At 61.7% G+C, this 18,871-nt stretch carries 15 protein-coding genes; 3 read left to right on the forward strand and 12 right to left on the reverse strand.

Annotation, left to right across the window (positions count from 1 at the left end):
* Positions 1-533: 533 nt before the first annotated feature.
* The 5 genes from CXY83_RS14780 to CXY83_RS14800 all read right to left on the reverse strand — a co-directional run bounded on the left by CXY83_RS14780 (position 534) and on the right by CXY83_RS14800 (position 5,834).
* Positions 534-950: a cytochrome c oxidase subunit 4 gene (locus tag CXY83_RS14780; RefSeq protein WP_104198054.1), complete on the reverse strand. Its 417-nt coding sequence runs from the start codon at positions 948-950 to the stop codon at positions 534-536.
* A complete protein-coding gene (gene ctaD, locus CXY83_RS14785) occupies positions 951-2,681 on the reverse strand; it encodes a cytochrome c oxidase subunit I (protein ID WP_104198055.1) in 1,731 nt (576 codons plus the stop codon).
* A 3-nt stretch (positions 2,682-2,684) separates the two neighbouring features.
* The gene (coxB, locus tag CXY83_RS14790; RefSeq protein ID WP_104198056.1) at positions 2,685-3,575 is read right to left on the reverse strand and encodes a cytochrome c oxidase subunit II; all 891 of its coding nucleotides are present in this window, start codon (positions 3,573-3,575) and stop codon (positions 2,685-2,687) included.
* A 249-nt stretch (positions 3,576-3,824) separates the two neighbouring features.
* Positions 3,825-4,211, reverse strand: coding sequence for an iron-sulfur cluster assembly accessory protein (locus CXY83_RS14795; RefSeq protein WP_104198057.1), 387 nt, complete (start codon positions 4,209-4,211; stop codon positions 3,825-3,827).
* A 147-nt stretch (positions 4,212-4,358) separates the two neighbouring features.
* The gene (locus CXY83_RS14800; RefSeq protein WP_104198058.1) at positions 4,359-5,834 is read right to left on the reverse strand and encodes a dipeptidase; all 1,476 of its coding nucleotides are present in this window, start codon (positions 5,832-5,834) and stop codon (positions 4,359-4,361) included.
* Between the two features lie 38 nt (positions 5,835-5,872).
* On the opposite strand from CXY83_RS14800, the gene CXY83_RS14805 reads away from it, so the two are divergent.
* Complete coding sequence (locus tag CXY83_RS14805; RefSeq protein WP_104198059.1) at positions 5,873-6,466, forward strand: DUF3043 domain-containing protein; 594 nt, start codon at positions 5,873-5,875, stop codon at positions 6,464-6,466.
* Between the two features lie 33 nt (positions 6,467-6,499).
* Here the strand turns inward: CXY83_RS14805 and CXY83_RS14810 are convergent, their stop codons facing one another.
* Positions 6,500-7,645 (reverse strand): alkaline phosphatase family protein, encoded by a 1,146-nt coding sequence (locus tag CXY83_RS14810; RefSeq protein ID WP_233200973.1) that lies wholly within the window; start codon positions 7,643-7,645, stop codon positions 6,500-6,502.
* Positions 7,646-7,765: 120 nt separating this feature from the next.
* On the opposite strand from CXY83_RS14810, the gene CXY83_RS14815 reads away from it, so the two are divergent.
* Positions 7,766-10,255 carry a DNA topoisomerase (ATP-hydrolyzing) subunit A gene (locus tag CXY83_RS14815; RefSeq protein ID WP_104198060.1) on the forward strand — a complete coding sequence of 830 codons (2,490 nt, stop codon included), beginning with the start codon at positions 7,766-7,768 and terminating at the stop codon, positions 10,253-10,255.
* Between the two features lie 26 nt (positions 10,256-10,281).
* Here the strand turns inward: CXY83_RS14815 and CXY83_RS14820 are convergent, their stop codons facing one another.
* Positions 10,282-12,360 (reverse strand): type IIA DNA topoisomerase subunit B, encoded by a 2,079-nt coding sequence (locus tag CXY83_RS14820; RefSeq protein ID WP_104198061.1) that lies wholly within the window; start codon positions 12,358-12,360, stop codon positions 10,282-10,284.
* Positions 12,361-12,543: 183 nt separating this feature from the next.
* On the opposite strand from CXY83_RS14820, the gene CXY83_RS14825 reads away from it, so the two are divergent.
* Entirely contained in the window at positions 12,544-12,780 is a 237-nt protein-coding gene (locus tag CXY83_RS14825; protein WP_104129172.1) for a hypothetical protein, read from the forward strand.
* Between the two features lie 103 nt (positions 12,781-12,883).
* Here CXY83_RS14825 and CXY83_RS14830 read toward each other — a convergent pair whose 3' ends face one another.
* The 5 genes from CXY83_RS14830 to CXY83_RS14850 form a co-directional block, all read right to left on the reverse strand.
* Positions 12,884-13,645 carry a type 1 glutamine amidotransferase gene (locus CXY83_RS14830; RefSeq protein ID WP_104198062.1) on the reverse strand — a complete coding sequence of 254 codons (762 nt, stop codon included), beginning with the start codon at positions 13,643-13,645 and terminating at the stop codon, positions 12,884-12,886.
* On the reverse strand, positions 13,642-14,919 hold the full coding sequence (locus CXY83_RS14835; protein WP_146069945.1) for a MurT ligase domain-containing protein: 1,278 nt from the start codon (positions 14,917-14,919) through the stop codon (positions 13,642-13,644). Before CXY83_RS14835 ends, CXY83_RS14830 begins: the two co-directional genes overlap by 4 nt.
* A 43-nt stretch (positions 14,920-14,962) precedes the next feature.
* On the reverse strand, positions 14,963-16,252 hold the full coding sequence (locus CXY83_RS14840) for an RNA polymerase sigma factor (protein ID WP_104198064.1): 1,290 nt from the start codon (positions 16,250-16,252) through the stop codon (positions 14,963-14,965).
* A 196-nt stretch (positions 16,253-16,448) separates the two neighbouring features.
* Positions 16,449-17,780, reverse strand: a complete 1,332-nt coding sequence (locus CXY83_RS14845; protein WP_104198065.1) for a nitrate/nitrite transporter — start codon at positions 17,778-17,780, stop codon at positions 16,449-16,451.
* A gap of 69 nt (positions 17,781-17,849) precedes the next feature.
* The gene (locus CXY83_RS14850; RefSeq protein WP_104198066.1) at positions 17,850-18,773 is read right to left on the reverse strand and encodes a proteasome assembly chaperone family protein; all 924 of its coding nucleotides are present in this window, start codon (positions 18,771-18,773) and stop codon (positions 17,850-17,852) included.
* Between the last annotated feature and the right edge of the window lie 98 nt (positions 18,774-18,871).

Genomic DNA, 18,871 nt, shown 5'->3' on the forward strand with positions numbered 1-18,871 from the left:
AATTGGGCAGGTCCATTCCCACCGCTCGGCGAGAAGTATTGCGCAATGGCGGGTCGAGCGGATACCGCGCGGTCCAGACGAACGTCTCGTATCCGCTCGAACACGCCGGCCGCGACTGCGGGAAGTAGCCACTCGACGATCGGCTGGGGGCAGCGCGTCGGATCCCAACTCAACGTCTGCTGGTCTCCGCAGCAGACTTTCCGATGGCTGCTGTCGGAGTTTCCAGACGACGCGCAGCTGCACGTATCAGACGAGACCGTCTACAGCGCGCCGTACGTGCTGACGCAACCCGGTCGCCGTGCAGAATCGACCGCCACACTTTGCACCAAGCGACTGAGCCGATATCGGTAACGACGTGTTGCCTGCGGCGGAAAGCAGTCCCGGATACCCGACTTAAGCCCGTCAAGGAACGCCCAATTGAGCGTCACGCCTATCCCCCGGCACCGGATGTGCGGATCATGTGCCGGTACCAGCACGTTAAACGCCGATACCGACCTTCCATGGGGAAGATCGGTATCGAATGGGTCACGTGCTCAGCGAGCGAACATGCCGCGGTAGTACTCGTAAACCCAGCCGGTAAGGGCCACGAGGCCGATACCCAAACCGATGAAACAAATCCAGTAGCCGACGGCCAAGCCGAGGAAGATCAGGGCCGTTGATGCTGCCAGGAAAATGGGCCACCAGCTCCAGGGGCTAAAGAAGCCCATCTCTGGATCACCATCATCCACATTGCCATCAAGACGGTCTTCCGGTAGCTCGCCGCCTTGGGCTGCATGAACTTTACCGAGGTAGAAGGCGACGAACGCCATGAGCGCTGCCGTCAGGCCGAGCATGAACGTGCCCGCCCATTCGACCGCGCCGTGGTCCAACAGGTTCCACGCAATGTACACAATCGTCACGATGACGAAGAATACAGTGAGGACCCAGAGTAGGTTTGCATTGGTTTTCATTTATTTAACCCGATTCGAGTCGATGTCGTATACCGACGCGTCGGGGGCATCTTTACCCGGGCCGATACCGACGGGTAGGCCGGCTTCGGGGTGGTTCAAGTCGAACGCCGGCCGCTCAGAGCGGATTCGGGGAATAGACGTGAAGTTGTGGCGTGGAGGCGGGCAGGATGTTGCCCACTCCAGTGATGAGCCATAGCCCCACGGGTCGTTCACGGTTACTAACGGGGCCTTGCGCGCCGTGATGTACACGTTCAGGAAGAACGGAATCATCGACACGGCGAGGACCATCGCGCCGACGGTGGATACCTGGTTCATCCAGGTGAAACCATCCTCCGGTGAGTACGTTGCATATCGGCGAGGCATCCCCATGACACCGAGCCAGTGCTGGATCAGGAAGGTGGTGTGGAAACCGATGAAGAGCAGCCAGAAGTGCCACTTTCCCAGGCTTTCGTTGAGCATCTTGCCGGTCCACTTGGGCCACCAGAAGTAGAACCCACTGAACATTGCGAAGACTACGGTGCCGAAAACTACGTAGTGGAAGTGCGCGACGACGAAGTATGTGTCCGACACGTGGAAGTCGAGCGGCGGTGATGCCAGGATGACACCCGTGAGTCCACCAAAGGTGAACGTAACCAGGAAACCGATGGCCCAGATCATGGGAGTTTCGAAGGTGATCGACCCTCGCCACATGGTGCCGATCCAGTTGAAGATCTTCACCCCGGTCGGCACGGCGATAAGCATGGTCATGAGTGAGAAGAACGGTAGCAGCACCGAACCGGTGACGTACATGTGATGCGCCCAGACCGATACCGACAGGGCCGCGATCGAAATGGTCGCGTAAATGAGCGTTTTGTAGCCGAACATCGGCTTACGGCTGAAGACCGGGAATACCTCGGAGACGATGCCGAAGAATGGCAGCGCAATGATGTACACCTCGGGGTGACCGAAGAACCAGAACAAGTGTTGCCAGAGTATGGCGCCGCCGTTTGCGGGGTCGTAGACGTGCGAGCCGAAGATGCGGTCGGACGCGGCAGCAAGCATGGCAGCTGCAAGAACCGGGAAAACCATGAGGGCAAGCAGGGACGTGATGAGGGTGTTCCACGTGAATACCGGCATCCGCCACATCGTCATGCCCGGAGCACGCATGGTGATGATAGTTGTGATGAAGTTCACGGAACCGAGAATGGTGCCGAATCCGGAAAGTCCGAGGCCGACCATCCACAGATTCCCACCCACTCCGGGCGAGAACGTCGTGCTGGCCAGCGGCTGGTAGGCGAACCAGCCAAAGGACGCCGCGCCCTGAGGGGTAAGGAACCCGGCCACGGCGATGAGGCTTCCGAAGTTGAAGAACCAGTACGCGAGCGCGTTGAGCCTGGGGAAAGCAACGTCGGGAGCCCCGATTTGCAGGGGAATCAAGAAGTTAGCAAAGCCGAAGAAAAGCGGCGTTGCAAACATCAGGAGCATGATCGTGCCGTGCATCGTGAAGAGCTGGTTGTACTGCTCCTTCGTTTGCACCACGTCAAGCCCGGGCGCGAACAGCTGGGCACGAATTATCAGTGCCATGACGCCGCCGAGGCAGAAATAAATGAAGGAGGTGATCAGGTACATGTACCCGATGACCTTGTGGTCGGTGGAAGTTATCCACCTGACAAGCACGTTGCCCTTGCGCTCTGCCGACGTCGAGACCGGTGCGGCTGGGCGTGACTCGGGGGGTGCGATGGTCGAAGTCATGGCTTAGTTACCCTCCGGAGCCGTCGGGGCGCTGGTACCCGGCTGATTCTGATTGCGGTCGAATTGGTTGTCGAGTTGGCCGACGTTACCCGCAGTACGCAGGGACGCGACGTACGTGTCGTAGTCAGATTGAGAGACGACCTTGACGTTGAAAAGCATGAGGGAGTGGTATTCACCGCAAAGCTCGGCACACTTGCCCGCGAACGTTCCAATGCGCTCCGGAGTGACCGACATGTAGTTGGTCCGGTCCGGAATGATGTCTTTTTTGTACAGGAAGTCGATGACCCAAAAAGAGTGGATGACGTCGCGAGATTCGAGTGCTATTTCGATGGTCTTATTCACCGGGAGCACCAGTACGGGAAGTTCGGACTGGTTGATCGCACCGGTTTCGCCGTTGGGATCAAGCTGGCCCTGGATTCCGGGCGAGTAGACGTTTTCGTCGACGTAGTTAAAGTCCCACGCCCACTGCTTGGCTTGAACTTCAATCTTCACGTCGGGATTGTCATATCGTGCCTCGATGGCGACTTGGTCGCGCACAGTGAAGGCGAAGAAACCGATGACGAGGATGAGCGGTACGACGGTGTAGAAGATTTCGATCGGCATGTTGTACCGCAGCTGGACCGGGAGGCCGGTCTGGCCCTTCCGACGTCGATACACGACGATCGTCCAGATAATGAGACCCCACGTGATGAGACCCACGATCAGGAGCACGATCCAGGAAGTGGTCCATAGACCCGCGATACGGTCGGTCTGATTGGTCACCGCCGTTTCGCCCTCTTCTTCAAAACCGGGCAGGAAACCGTGGAGCTGGGCTTGCGTGCATCCTGCCAGTACAACGGCTAACGTCGCTGCGAGCGGAATGGCAGCCCAACGAAGGCGGTGATTATTGCGCACCGGGGGACCTTTCGGGAGATTCGAGGACGCTTCTCTGGAAGCGCTTTGATCGATTCCTAGCTTACTCCGCGAGAGCGCACGCGAAGTGCACTCCGGGGCAGGTCGTACACGATTTGTGCTCATGACTTTCTCGTGACGGTGCTAATTCAGATGTTTCGGGGAATTTTGGGCTGAAAAAACGGGGACACCATCGAGATGATGATGTCCCCGTGATCAGTCCGGGACGAACGCCCGCTGAAGCACTTTCTGTTAGTGGAAAGAGTCTCCACAGGCGCAGCTGCCGCCAGCGTTGGGGTTGTCGATGGTGAAGCCCTGCTTCTCGATCGTGTCCTCGAAATTGATTGAGGCTCCATCGAGGTAGGGGACGCTCATCTTGTCGACGACGACACCCACTCCATCGAAATCAACGACGGCATCGCCCTCGAGCACGCGCTCGTCGAAGTAGAGCTGGTAGATCAGGCCGGAGCAACCGCCGGGCTGGACGGCGACGCGCAGACGAAGGTCTTCGCGTCCTTCCTGAGTCAGCAGGCTGCGGACCTTGAGCGCGGCCGTATCGGTGAGTCCGACGCCATGCGCAGCAGCTGGGACATGGGCGGTGTCAGCAGTGCTGACTGTTTCGGTCATGGTGTCGGTCATGCTTCTCCTCGGTTTACGCAGTCACGCACGGTGCGATCTCATAGATTGCGATGTCATAAATCCTACCTTCGTCAACCATAAAGTCGCCGGGGGCATTCCCACGGTGTCAGACTTCCTTTGATCTTCGTTCGCTGACACGGTGTTTACTCAGTGGCCGGTGCGGTCATTCAAGCTACCCAGCAGGAAGGCCTCGCTGAGTACGGCCCGTTTGAAGACGCCCAGGTGCAAAGACTCATTCGGGCTATGGGCCCGGGAATCCGGGTCTTCGACCCCGGTCACGAGAATTTGGGCGGCCGGAAAGACCCGGACCAGATCGGCGATAAACGGGATTGACCCACCGACACCGATGTCGACTGGAGGAACACCCCAGGCATCCGTCATGGCGGAACGGGCGTCGGTCACGGCCCATCCGCTGGTATCAACGAGAAAGGGCTCGCCGGTATCCACATCGTCGATCTCAACAACCGCACCGAACGGCGCGTTCTCCCGAAGGTGCGTCTCGATCGCCGTGGCGGCGTGCACGGCGGACTGCCCGGGGGCGATCCTCGTGCTGAGCCGAACCGTGATCGCCGGGGTGAGTGTATTGGAGGCGTTGTCGACGGTCGGTGCGTCGATTCCCGTCACTGTGAGAGCTGGCTGTGACCAGATTCGGCTCAGGATAGAGCCGTGGCCGATCGGGCTGACGCCGGGCAGTAGGCCAGTTTCTGCCCGCAGCTGATCCTCGGAATAGTCTGGGGTGGGAACATCGATGCTGGTGAGGCCGGCGACGGCCACTGAACCGTCTTCGTGATAAAGGGTGGCGAGAAGCTTGATAGTGGCGAGCATGGCATCGGGGACTGCTCCGCCGAACATGCCGGAGTGTGAGGCGTGCGCGAGGGTGCGCACGGTCAGCCGGAGTGTGACATTACCGCGAAGGGCCGTCGTTATGGCGGGCGTGTTGATGTCCCAGTTGTTCGAATCGGCCACGACGATCACGTCTCCGCGCAGGGCCTCGCGGTTCTCATCGAGGAAAGTGGCAAAGGAGCGGCTGCCGAATTCTTCCTCCCCCTCGATAAACAGTGCTATTCCCAGATCGAAGTCGGGACCGACTGCCGCGACGAGAGCGCGGATGGACGCGACGTGGGCCATGACGCCGGCCTTGTCGTCGGCAGCTCCTCGCCCGTACAGGCGGTCTCCGCGCACCGTAGGCGTAAACGGATCGGACTCCCAATCTTCGTCCTTGCCGGGGGGCTGTACGTCGTGGTGGGCATAGAGCAAAACCGTCGGCCGGCCATTGCGGGCTGCGCGCGACGCCAATATCGCCGGCTGCCCCAGCTCCGTGCTGGTGCCGGTGCTGCTCGGCCCAATGCCGGCCTGCACGATATCGACCGACTCGAAGACGTCAAGCCCGCGCACCAGCGCCGCGACGGCGTCGGCACTTGCGGCGACGTGTGCAGGATCAAATGCTGCCCAGGACACCGATGGAATGCGCACCAGCGCGCACAGGTCGGCGATCGTGCTGGGGAGGCCTAGTTCGACCGCGGTGCGGAGGCGGGCCCGTGCACCCGAGTCGGCGCCTGAATTGCGGGCATCGTCGGGCGCCCGGCCGGTGGAAGGAGAATTTGTCTGTGGGTTACCCGTCATACCGGTAATCTTAAGGCACCCAATTGCAAGGATTTGATGTGGCTAAGCACCCCGTAAACCCCGACGCCCAGCCGTCGATTGAAAGCGCCGACGAGACCGCAACGCGGCTGGGTCTCTCGCACACCGCCGGTAAGGGTCAGGCGACCCCGACCCGCAAAAGGCAGGAGGCGGCTAACAAACGCCCGCTGGTTCCCGATGATCGCAAGCTCGCCGCCAAGCAGGCACGCGTCAAGTCGAGCGCTGCGCGTGATGTTGCCAGAGCTGGCATGGCCGCCGGCATCGATAAGTACTTGCCGCTGCGTGAACGTGGCCTGCAGAAACGCTATGTCCGTGACTATGTCGATGCCCGGTTCAGCGTCGGTGAATTGATGATTCCGATCATGTTCTTGGTTATTCTGCTGAGCACGATTCCCAGTGTTGCCAGCGTGTCCCTGATTGCGCTCTGGGCATTTTTCATTTTCGCCGTCGTCGATTGCGTTGTTCTCGGCTTTGTGCTGACCAAGAAGATCGAGGCCAAGTTCGGTTCTGACAAGGCCGAACGCATCCGCTGGTATGCGGCCATGCGTGCGCTGCAGCTTCGCCCGATGCGTCTGCCCAAGCCGCAGGTCAAACGCCGTCAGTACCCGGTCTAATCTCGCAAGGTGCCCGCGGGCGGCTTCGGCAGATTATCGCGCGAAGGCGCCCGCGCGGATCAGTGGCACACGCACTTCCTCATCGGTGAGGGAACCGTGTTGCCCGATCATGCCGCGGGCTTTCTGGTTGGTCGGACGGGAGTCGTAGTAGGCGATCGACTTGCGGGCGGCGACGACTATATCCCCGATGCGCGGCAGTACCTCGTTGGCAACGCGTCCGTACAGGCCCACCGAGACGGCTTCAGAGCGCGTATAGACCCAGGCGCGGTCCCCCTGAGACGCACGCCAGGCGTCGGCCAGCGTGTCAGCGGTCACCGACGACTGCTGGCGATCGAGGTAGAGCTGTACACAGCGCGGGTCCCCCGCGACGTGACGGACGCCGGCCACGAGGGCGGGTTCGGTGTCGAACAACACGTGTCTGACGCTCGGAACGTCAATCACACCATGATCGGCGGTGAGCAGCAGACCCTCGTCGGAACGGAGTGTCGAAGCGAAGCGGGTTACTTCGGCATCGAGGGTCTCGAGCTGGGCCAGCCACCGATCGGACTCCCAGCCGTGTGCGTGCGCTGCCACATCAAGCTCGGCCACATACAGATATATCAGGGCCGTCGGGTTGTCGTTGAGGATGCCGCGGGCGGCCGCGAAGCGATCGGCTACCGAGTCAGCGGGTACATAGTGGGCGCCGCGCAGCACCGCCTGGGTGAAGCCTGAGGCCACGAATCGTTTCGGGCCGATCGCGAAACTCGGCACATTTTCATCGGTGGCCAGATCGAAGACGGTCCGGGCACGCTGCCAGGTGGCCGGTTGCATGCCGTCGTCCCATCCGGTGAGCTGGTTGACCACGCGGTCGTTGGCCTCGTCGAGAACCTGGTAGCCGACCAGCCCGTGCTGGCCCGGTTCCACGCCGGTCGTGAGCGACGCGATTCCCGCAACCGTCGTGGCGGGGAAGACACCATCGATGATGCTCGATTTGTTGAGCCGGGAAGACAGGAATCGGGCGTGTCCGGCGCGTGCCCGAAGCGAGCTGACGCCGAGCCCATCCGCCAGAATCACGATCGCCTTGTGTACCGGGGGCAAAGCCAGTGCATTCGGCCGGGCGCACACGGCGCTGAGGGAACTGGTCAGAACATCGGCAAGGCGCAGGGCACTGAATTGGCGGGCCGGTAGCATGGTGGGCATCGGGTCTTATTCTTTCACAGGGATGAACTCGGGCCCAGCGCTCCCGAGAGCGCTTCCTACATAGTGCAGTGGTGACCGGTCCAATCGGTTTCCGCCGCACGCTTGAAGCAGAATTTTTCAATGAGCCGCTCAGACAGCACCCCGTTATCCGCCACCGCACCCAGCACCGAACGCATCGAAGACGTCGATGTGTCGGTGGAGATGCAGGGGTCGTTCCTCGAATACGCGTACTCGGTGATCTACTCCCGGGCCCTCCCCGACGCCAGGGACGGCCTCAAACCCGTGCAGCGGCGCATTCTGTACCAGATGAACGAAATGGGGTTGCGTCCGGACAAAGGGCACGTGAAGAGCGCCCGCGTAGTCGGCGAAGTGATGGGCAAGCTCCACCCGCACGGCGATACCGCGATCTATGACGCCCTCGTGCGCATGGCCCAGTCGTTTTCACTTCGTGTTCCACTCATCGACGGGCATGGCAACTTCGGTTCCCTCGATGACGGGCCGGCTGCTCCGCGTTACACCGAGGCCCGCCTCGCGGCCCCAGCGTTGGCGATGACCGAAAATCTCGACGAGGATGTCGTCGATTTCGTTCCGAATTACGATAACCAGCTCACCCAGCCCGACGTGCTGCCGGCTGCTTATCCCAATCTCCTCGTCAACGGCACCAGCGGTATCGCCGTCGGCATGGCGACGAACATGGCCCCGCACAACCTGATCGAGGTCGTCGGGGCGGCCCGGCACCTGTTGGCGCACCCGAACGCGACTCTCGATGATGTTATGGAATTCGTTCCGGGGCCCGACCTGCCGACCGGTGGAACCATCGTCGGCCTCGCCGGCATAAAAGATGCGTACAGTACCGGCCGCGGCAGTTTCAAAACCCGCGCCCGCGTCTCGGTCGAGGCGATCAGCGCCCGCAAGACCGGACTCGTCGTGACCGAACTGCCCTATCTGGTCGGCCCGGAAAAAGTGATCGAGAAGATCAAGGACGGCGTCAACTCTAAAAAGCTCAGTGGCATCTCGGACGTGACCGACCTCACTGACCGTACCAAGGGATTACGCCTGGTCATCGGAATCAAGACCGGTTTCAGCCCCGACGCCGTGCTCGAGCAGCTCTACCGCTACACGCCGCTGGAAGATTCCTTCAACATCAACGCTGTCGCCCTGGTCAACGGCGCTCCGCAGACGTTGGGGTTGCTTGAACTGCTGCACGTTTATGTGAACCACCGTATCGAGGTCGTCACCAGGCGCTCAGCGTACCGGCTGGCCCGTCGCAGGGAGCGGCTGCACCTCGTGCTCGGCCTGCTCGTCGCGATTGTCGACATTGACGAGGTCATTCAGGTGATTCGAGCCAGCGACGACGCCGAACAGGCTCGTGCCAAGCTGATCGACGTGTTCGAACTCAGCCAGATCCAGGCTGAGTACATTCTCGAACTGCGGTTGCGGCGCTTGACCAGGTTTTCTCGTATTGAACTCGAAGCCGAACGCGACCAGTTGCTCGCCGAGATCGCGAAACTCGAGAAGTTACTGTCGTCGAAAGCGGCCATTCGCACGCTCGTCTCCGAGGAGCTCGGTGCTGTCGCCGAAAAGTTCGGCACTCCGCGGCGCACGGTACTGACCGAGGCCAAGCCGAGCATCGCTGGCCTGTCGGCGGCTGCCGCCAAACGCCAGGCCGCGGTGCTCGAGGTGCAGGACATTCCCACTCGGGTGTTCCTGAGCGTGACCGGGCGCGTCGCCCGGGTAGATCTGGTCGCGGTCGACGACGCCGTACCTCCGCGGATCCAGCCGCCGCAGCGTCGCAGCAAGCACGATGCCGTGCTATCGACGCTCGACACAACGAGCCGCACGGAGGTGGGGGCCGTGACTAATCGGGGCCGGCTCATCCGCTTCTCCCCCGTCGACCTTCCGGTGATGCCGCCGACGTCCATTCAGCTGGCGGCCGGCGTGCGGATCAGCGAGTATCTCGTACTGCCCGACAAAAAAGAACATGTGTTGGCCATTGTCTCGCTCGACTCCGATCGAGCAATCACGCTCGGCACGCGGCACGGAGTCGTCAAGCGGGTCACTCCTGGCGACTGGGCCAACAAACCCGACTTCGAGATCATTACGCTCAAGCCGAAGGACGAGGTGGTCGGTGCCGTGCAGGGCGCCGAGGAGGACGAGCTGGTCTTCATCTCCTCGGATGCGCAGCTGCTGCGGTTCCCCGCGTCGGGTGTGCGCCCACAAGGCCGAGCGGCCGGAGGCATGGCCGGCATCAAACTGACGCCGGGCGAAACCGTCGTGTTCTTTTCCAGCCTGTCGACTGAGGACGTCGCCACGGCTGTCGTGGCCACAGTGGCATCGAGCAGTCAGACACTGCCCGGCACAGACCCCGGCAGTGCGAAGCAGAGCGACTTCTCGGAATATCCGGCCAAGGGACGCGCCACCGGCGGAGTGCGCGCCCAACGCTTCCTCAAGGGTGAAGATACCCTCGCGGTGGCCTGGGTCGGTCGCTCCCCCGCCCGCGCCGTTGCCCCGGACGGCACTCCGCGCACCCTGCCGGATTCCGGCTCCCGGCGCGACGCTTCCGGAGTGATGCTCGACGCCCTGGTCGGAGCCATCGGCGCCGAGATCTAGCCTGACGGGGCCGCGAAAGCGACTCGTTAGACGTCGATGCGGTCTCGGGAGAGCTTGTCGGAGCTGTCGATGATGAACTCCTTGCGCGGGGCGACGTCGTTGCCCATCAATAGCTCGAACACCTTGCCGGCGGACTCGGCATCGTCGACGCGTACCCGCCGCAGGGTGCGGTGGGCTCGTTCCATGGTCGTGGTCGCGAGCTGGTCGGCATCCATCTCACCGAGGCCTTTGTAACGCTGGATGGGGTCCTGATAGCGCCGGTTCTTCTTTTCTAATGCGCTGAGCACCCCGAGCAGTTCGGCCTCCGAGTAGGTGTAGATGGTCTCGTTGGGTTTGGTGCCCGGGTTCATCACGACGACCCGATGCAACGGTGGTACGGCGGCAAACACGCGGCCCTCGGTGATCATCGGCCGCATGTAGCGGAAAAACAGCGTCAGGAGCAGGGTACGAATATGGGCGCCGTCGACGTCGGCGTCGCTCATGATGATGACCTTGCCGTAGCGCGCCGCCGACAGGTCGAAGCTGCGCCCGGAACCGGCGCCGATCACCTGGATGATCGAGGCGCACTCCGTGTTGGAGAGCATGTCGGCAACCGATGCCTTCTGCACGTTCAGGATCTTGCCCCGAATCGGCAACAACGCTTGGTGCTCGCTGTCGCGGGCCAGCTTGGCGGTGCCGAGGGCCGAGTCCCCCTCCACGATGAAGAGCTCGCTCGTCGACACGTCGTTGCTGCGGCAGTCGACCAGCTTGGCCGGCAGAGAAGAGCTCTCCAGGGCGTTTTTGCGTCGTTGGGTCTCCTTGTGCGCCCGGGCTGATATGCGCGACTTCATCTCGGCGACGATCTTGTCGAGGACCAGCGCGGACTGTGTCTTGTCGTCGCGTTTAGGCGAGGCGTACCGCTCGGCCATGGCCTTCGCAACGACGTTGGCGACGATCGCCCGAACCGCGGGGGTACCGAGCACTTCCTTGGTCTGCCCCTCGAACTGCGGTTCGGGCAGACGTACCGTGAGTATGGCGGTGAGACCCGCCATAACGTCGTCTTTGTCGAGCTTGTCGCTGCCGACTTTCAGCCGTCGGGCGTTCAGTTCCACCTGACCGCGCAGAAATTTGAGCAGACCGGCATCGAGGCCGGCCTGGTGGGTTCCGCCCTTGGGCGTGGCAATAATGTTGACAAAACTCTGCACGATCGTGTCGTAGCCGGTCCCCCAGCGCAGGGCGATATCCACTTGGCAGTCGCGCACGAGCTCGGTGGGCACCATGGCGCCCGTGTCGGTGAGCACTGGCACGGTTTCGCTGAAGGTGCCGTTTCCGGTCAGCCGCCAGGTGTCGGTGATCGGGGCATCCGGTGCGAGGTGTTCGACGAATTCTGAGATGCCCCCGTCGAACTGGAACAGGCTGGTCACCGGCTCATCGGTGCGGCGGTCGGCGACCTCGATCGCAAGGCCGGGTACGAGGAATGCCGTCTGACGGGCACGGCTCAGCACCTCGTCGGTCTGAAACGCTGCGCCCTTGGTGAAGATCTGTCGGTCGGCCCAATAGCGGATACGGGTTCCGGTCACGCCGCGCTTGACCTTGCCGATGACACGCAGTTCACTCTGGTTTTCAAACGGAGTGAACGGGGCGTCGGGGCTCTTCTCCCCCGAGTCGGCAAACAGGCCCGGTTCGCCCCGGTGAAACGACATGGCCCAGGTCTTGCCGTCGCGATCGACTTCGACGTCGAGACGTTCGGACAGAGCATTGACGACGGACGCTCCCACGCCGTGGAGACCACCGGACGCCGCGTATGAGCCGCTGCCGAACTTTCCCCCCGCGTGCAGTTTGGTGAACACAACCTCAACGCCGGTCAATCCGGTCTTGGGCTCGATATCGACCGGGATTCCCCGAGCGGTGTCGCGCACCTCGACGCTGTGGTCTGGGTGTAGTTCAATGTTGATGCTGGCACCGTGTCCACCCAGGGCCTCGTCGACGGAGTTGTCGATGATCTCCCACAGGCAGTGCATCAATCCGCGCGAGTCGGTGGAACCGATGTACATGCCGGGGCGTTTGCGCACTGCCTCGAGTCCCTCAAGGACTGACAGGTGGCGCGCGGAATAGTCAGAGCTCACAACATCCAAGAATACCGGCCCCGACCGGCAATCTTTCGCCCGGAGTCGGTTGGCCGCGACTCACCACTCACCACAACACGTCTACGCGGTGAGCGAAATACCGGCCAAACATCTCGTCGAAAGCCCTTCCGCGTGTTTACATTAGATAACAGGGTTCATGCATTCAATCTGGAGGAGGAGAAAATGTCCCAGATCGCCACCGAAAATGGTTCCGTAGCCAACCAGGGTGCCCCCCACCAGCTCACCGCAGCCGATCGCTGCGACGCTTGCGGTGCCCAGGCTTATATTCGTGTCGTCGTGAAGAACAGCGAATTGCTGTTCTGCGCACACCACGGCCGTAAGCACCAAGAGAAGCTCGCGGCCATCGCTGAAAGCTGGCACGACGAATCGAGCCGACTGCTCGAAGATCAGCGTTCCTAGCCGCCCAGCGATTTCAGAACGGATGCCGCGCAGGCGGCTGGCTTCGGCCGGCAACCTGCGCGGTTTGCTCGTTATCGAGGGCCGAGCTTTGTCTATGAGTCCGCTATTCGGGTGACTGTCCGAGGCGAACGGCCACTTGATTGCGTGCTGCCCGCGCGATTTCATCAACCGATTCTGACGTTGCCCCCCGTGAGTAACGGAGTCCAAAGCGGTCGAAGGCCGCCCGTAAAAGGTGATCAGCCAAGGCCGGGTTACGCGCGAGCACCGGCCCGTGCAGGTGCGTACAGAACACCTCGCCCATGGTCAGTCCCTCAATCTGCGGCCCGTTCGCCCGGGGGTCCGAGTTGCCGGTGCCGTAGATAACCCGTCCGAGCGGACTGGCTTCGGCGCCGACATAGTCGCGGGCGTGATTTTCGAACCCGATCAGCCGCCCATACTTCGACGCGACGATGATGTCATCGGTCACGCGTGTAGCACGCGGCACGGCGTGGCCGGCCACGAGCCCGAGTCCCTCCAGCACGGTGCCATCCGCCCGGTCGATGCCCCAGCTCAGCAATTCCCAACCCGTTCCGACGGCCAAAATGGGCACGCCGGAGTTGGACCAGATGCGCAGTTCTTCCACGAGCGTGCGCAGAACGTCCCTGACCGGCAGGAGGGCAGCATCCGTTCCTGAACCCACTGACACCGCGTCCACGTGTTCGGGCAGGTCAGCCCGAGAATGCACATCGACTACCAGCGCGTCGTGGCCGCTCCACCGAATGCGCTGCGCGAGCACTCTGGCGTTGCCAGCATCACCATTCGTGTCGAGCAGGCGCGGCAGCAGCGAGACGACCGTGAATGGCCGGTCAAGCGAAGTGGCGGTCATACCGGGTCCTCAGAGTTGGAGACGAGACCGAGGTGCGCACGCGTGCGCCGCATTCCGTCGGCGGAAAAGATGATGGTTTTCACCCCGGATACGGGATCGGGCAAGGACAGGAACGCGTCGAGGGCAGTCGGTACATCCGGCTCGATGCGGTCAACGACAACGTCGTCGTAGGCCAACTGCAGCGCGATCTCGTGCGCCTTGAGTCCTGAGGCAATGAGCACGTGGCCGAGCCTGGACGTGTGCACCGGCCAGAAATATGACGGATCCCGAACGTCCGAGCCAATGATCACCAGAATCTGCTCTGTGCCAGGTTCCAGACTGTCGAGGTTGAGCTGAAAGCTCGACGGGTTTTGGACGAGAACGAATTCGATGGTTTTGCCACCGACAGTTACCACTTCGCCACGACCGAAAACGGCCGGCATAGCCGACAACGCCGCACAGGCGACCGTCGGAACGAAACGTTCGCCGAGGGCCGCGCCAGCCGTGCTCAACGCGGTCAGCGCGTCGACGGCATAGTGGATGCCGCGGGCCGGCAAGCGGATGCTGTGAATCCCCGTGGCAAACTGCACGTCAGCGTCACGGCCGACCACACGGGTGAGCTGCAGCCCGGTTCCAGCCGGCAGGCGAGTGGGCACGGTGTCGGCATAACCGAGTCCACGCGGGTGCTCAGCGAGAACTTCGCTCGTGACGCCGTAGCGGGACACCGCAACGCCAGGTTTGAGCGCATTGCCGAGGTCAGCCAGGTACCGGTCATCTGCGTTGAGCACGACCGACTCCGTGGCCCGTGCTGCAATTTTCGCCAGCAGGGCAACGACCATTTCGGAATCGTGGAACCGATCAATCTGGTCGACCATGACGTTGGTCAGGGCGACGACTCGCGGAGTCAGCGACCCGGCGATGAACGCGCCGTGTCCTTCATCCATTTCAAGCACGGCGACATCGCCGGCAATCGTGCCAGCGAGACTGACCTGTTCCAAAAGCGCGCTGGTCAGACCCTGGCGGATATTGGCCGTCGACTGGTTGGTGAACACGGAGACACCGTGGGCGCGAAGAATAGCGACGAGCATCTTGGTGGTCGTCGATTTACCGCTTGACCCGGTCACGATCACGAGCCCGAGCGGAAACCCGTTGAGCGTCGCAGCGAGAAAGCCCGGGGCGATGCGGTTGACGACGACTCCGGGAATGGCAGAGCCACCGCCCGGTTTGCGCCACCGTGCCAGGGTACGAACCGCCCGTCCCACCAAAATGGCAGGGGCGTATCGAAGGGTACTCACGAACCGCACTGCATAGCCTGGGCGGGACCTGCCACTGTCACGTTTACTCGAGGTAGTCGCGTAGAGACTGCGACCGGGACGGGTGACGAAGCTTCGCCATCGTTTTCGACTCGATCTGGCGAATGCGCTCGCGCGTCACACCGAAGGTGTCGCCAATCTGGTCCAGAGTTTTCGGCATTCCGTCGCCGAGGCCGAAACGCATCCGAATTACCCCAGCTTCGCGCTCGGAGAGCGAGTCGAGCAGGCTCTCAAGCTGCTTTTGCAGCATCGTGAAACCCACGGCGTCCGCTGGGACAACGGCTTCAGTGTCTTCGATGAGGTCACCGAATTCGCTGTCACCGTCTTCACCGAGCGGGGTGTGGAGAGAAATGGGTTCGCGTCCATATTTTTGAACTTCGACGACCTTTTCGGGCGTCATATCGAGTTCGCGGCTGAGCTCTTCTGGAGTGGGCTCGCGACCGAGGTCCTGCAACATCTGGCGCTGAACACGGGCGAGCTTGTTGATGACCTCGACCATGTGCACGGGGATTCGAATCGTGCGGGCCTGGTCGGCCATAGCCCGGGTGATGGCCTGACGAATCCACCAGGTGGCATAGGTGCTGAACTTGAAGCCCTTGGTGTAGTCGAACTTCTCGACGGCACGAATGAGGCCGAGGTTGCCTTCCTGGATCAAGTCAAGGAATTGCATGCCGCGACCGGTGTAGCGCTTGGCGAGTGACACGACGAGGCGCAGGTTGGCGCCCAGAAGGTGGCTCTTGGCCCTGGCGCCGTCTTTAGCGACCCACTGCAGCTCGCGGCCCAGCGCATTCTTCTTCTCGACGTCGGTCATCTCCGACAGCTTGTCTTCGGCAAACAGGCCGGCTTCGATACGCATCGCCAGCTCGACCTCTTCGGCCGCGTTCAGCAGGGCGACCTTACCGATCTGCTTGAGGTAGTCCTTGACCGGGTCAGCCGTGGCGCCGGTGATGGCGCTGGAGTAAACCGGGACCTCGTCGTCGTCGTCGACAAGGGAGAGCACGAGAGCCCCACTGGGGAGCGGTTCGGTCGACGCCGAACGCTGGGCGCTGTCCTCGTCTGACTCGTCGTCGTCGGCTTCTGAACCGCCGTCAACGTCGGCTTCGTCGTCTTTCTTGACGACCTTTGCCTTCGTCGCGCGCTTCTTTGGGGCAGGCTTCTCGGTAGCCAGGCCAGCAGCTGCAGACGTCTTCGTCGCAGCGGCCTCGGCAGCAGCGGCCTTTGCAGCGGCGGCCTTAGTAACGGTTTTCTTGACCGGCGGTACTACCGGAGTCGTGACAGACTCATCGGCTAGCTCAGTCTTGACAGTGGTTGCCATTCGAACACCTCTCATGCGGAGTCGTACCTGCTTCTCGGAACCAAAAGGAGCCAGAAGCGTTTTTGGGCAGAACTTGGACCCATGTCAAGTCCCGGGATACCCATACCGAAGTGACTTCGGGATGCCCCGGACCAGAACGGGTCCTAGAATCAAGTATTGCACGGTTTGTCTGGACGACAAGCCACGACATCTACTACTATTCTTTGCTACGCCGTTTCCACTCTCGTGACAGTGCAACCCAGATAGGGGCCACTTCTATTCCTTCGTCACGGGAAAGCTGGCGTCTGGTACGCCGACGGGCATGCACCAGAAACCCGATGCCGAGTCCGACGACGAGGTACTGAACTGTGAAGGCCACCCGAAATGCGTCGAGCGCATACAGGTCACTCGCCGCTCCCCCGGCGATGCGCCATCCGTTTTGAAGGTCGAGAAGTAACCCGATCAGGTACATCATGACGAAGCTCGCGGTGAAGCCTCCGACGTTGACGACGCCGTTAGCCGAGCCCAGGCTTCGCTGTGGATTGAAGGTGCGCGCGAAGTCGAAGCCGATCAGCGATCCGGGCCCGCCGATTCCGAGCACGACAAGCAACAGCACTATCGTCCAGAGTGGGGGAACACCGGGCCAGAGCAACACGATCGCCCAAGCGACACCGATACCGGTCACGATGGCGAGCACAATGTTGCTGCGGCGCAGCGGGTGACGCGCCGTCAGCAGGCCTAGAATTGGTCCGAAAACCAGGCCTGCGCCGACCAAAACGGTCAACATGCCGGCCGCGAACGCCGGTTCGTAGCCGAGGGCGAAGACCATGAACGGATAGCCCCATAACAGGCTGAACACGGTACCGGAAGACTGCGTAACGTAGTGGGACCAGAATCCGAGCTGGGTGCCCGGGCGACGAAAACTGTGCCGCAGCTGGGTCAGCGCCATTCCGAGGCTGTTGGCATGCACGTGTTCAGTGACGTCTCTGGGGCGGTCCTGCACGAAAATGACGACCACGATCAGGGCGACAACAGCCACAGAGGCCGCTGAAAGGAAGGCCGTTGTCCAGCCGCTCGTATGCAGTAACCACGCTAGGGGCACCGCGGAGAGCACCTGGCCGAGTTGGCCGATGTTGCCCGTCCACTGGGACAAAAGGGGAACGATGGGACCGCTGAACCAGGAGCTGATGAGGCGGATCATCGAAATGAAAATGGTCGCATCACCGGCTCCAACGAGAATGCGGCCGATGACAGCGACTGAGATTTCCGGTGCCAGTGCCAGTGTGATCTGCCCGGTGACCATGAGCGCGGTTCCCGTGATCATGAGCACTCGCGGACCGTATCGGTCGATCAAGACCCCAACCGGGATCTGCGCGGCGGCGTAGACGATGAGTTGCACGACGGCCAGGCTCGAGAGAATAGCGGCCGATCCACCGAATTTTTCCGTGGCAGCCACCCCAGCGATCCCCATTGACGTTCGCTGAAGCACGGCCGACAGGTACGCGAACGACCCGATGATAAAGATCAAGGTGGATCGGCGAGAGTTCACTGAATGAAGTCTATCGCGTTCATCCTGACCGGCACTTCAAGCCGGTTCACCTGGTGCTGTGAGATGGTTTCAGCTGACAGGACCGTCATCGCGGCTGCGGCGCAGGGCCAGAAAGTTCTCGAGTTCGGCAGCGATCTCATCGGCTGACGGCAGCTCGCCGTCTTCATCGGTGAGTGGCGAACGCAGCGGGCTCCCTTCCATATAGGCGTCGTACCGCTGCTCGAGGGTGCCCACAAGCTTGGCCAGCTCCGGATTGCCCTGCACCTGATCGTCGATGCGAGCGACAAATTCTCTGTTTGCCTCACGTAGGTGATCGGTGGGAAAGATCAAACCCGTCGACGCGCTCGTGCTTTCCAACGCGCTGAGAGCTGCGGCTGGAAACTCGGTATCACCCAGGTAATGCGGAATGAGTAATACGTAGCCGACCGTCGATGCGCCGCGTTCCTGCAAGCGGAACTCCAGAAGATGTAGAACGTTGGCGGCTACCTGCGTGTGCGGTCGCCAGACGGATCGGTTTTCGATGAGGTCGGAACGATTACCACTGACGGTCACACCGATCGGGCGGGTGTGCGGGACGGGCATCGGAATGGCGTGCACCCAGGTCGTGGAGGAAACAGTGAATCGGTCGACGAGCTGCAGCATGGCCGCCGTGAACTGCTCCCAGCGGAAGTCTGGTTCGAAGCCGGTCAAAAAAAGGAACGGCTGACCGATCTCGTCGCGGGCCAGGTACAGCTGGAGCGATGGTGGCTGGTAGTTCGTGAGGTGATCTTGATCAAAGTAGATGATCGGGCGTCGGGCCCGATAGTCGAGCAGGGTGTCGGTATCGAACGACGCCACGACGGTGTGATCCAGGGTGGTCAGCAAATAGTCGGTGAATTGCGCTACCGCGCCACCGGCATCCGCGAAGCCGGTCAGTCCCATGACGAGGTGGAGTCCCTCCGGAACGCCATCGGCGTCGGCGGTGAGTTTGTAGAGCTCCTCGGGGTCTGGCATTCCTTAACTCTAATCCGAGGCGCCCATTCGTGCAGTCTTTTGGGGCTTTCACCATCGTGCCGAGAGCGAACAACCGGGAGCGGGTGGCTGGGCCCCAC

The sequence above is a fragment of the Cryobacterium sp. M15 genome (assembly GCF_002929675.1).
GTDB classification, from domain to species: Bacteria; Actinomycetota; Actinomycetes; order Actinomycetales; family Microbacteriaceae; genus Cryobacterium; species Cryobacterium lyxosi.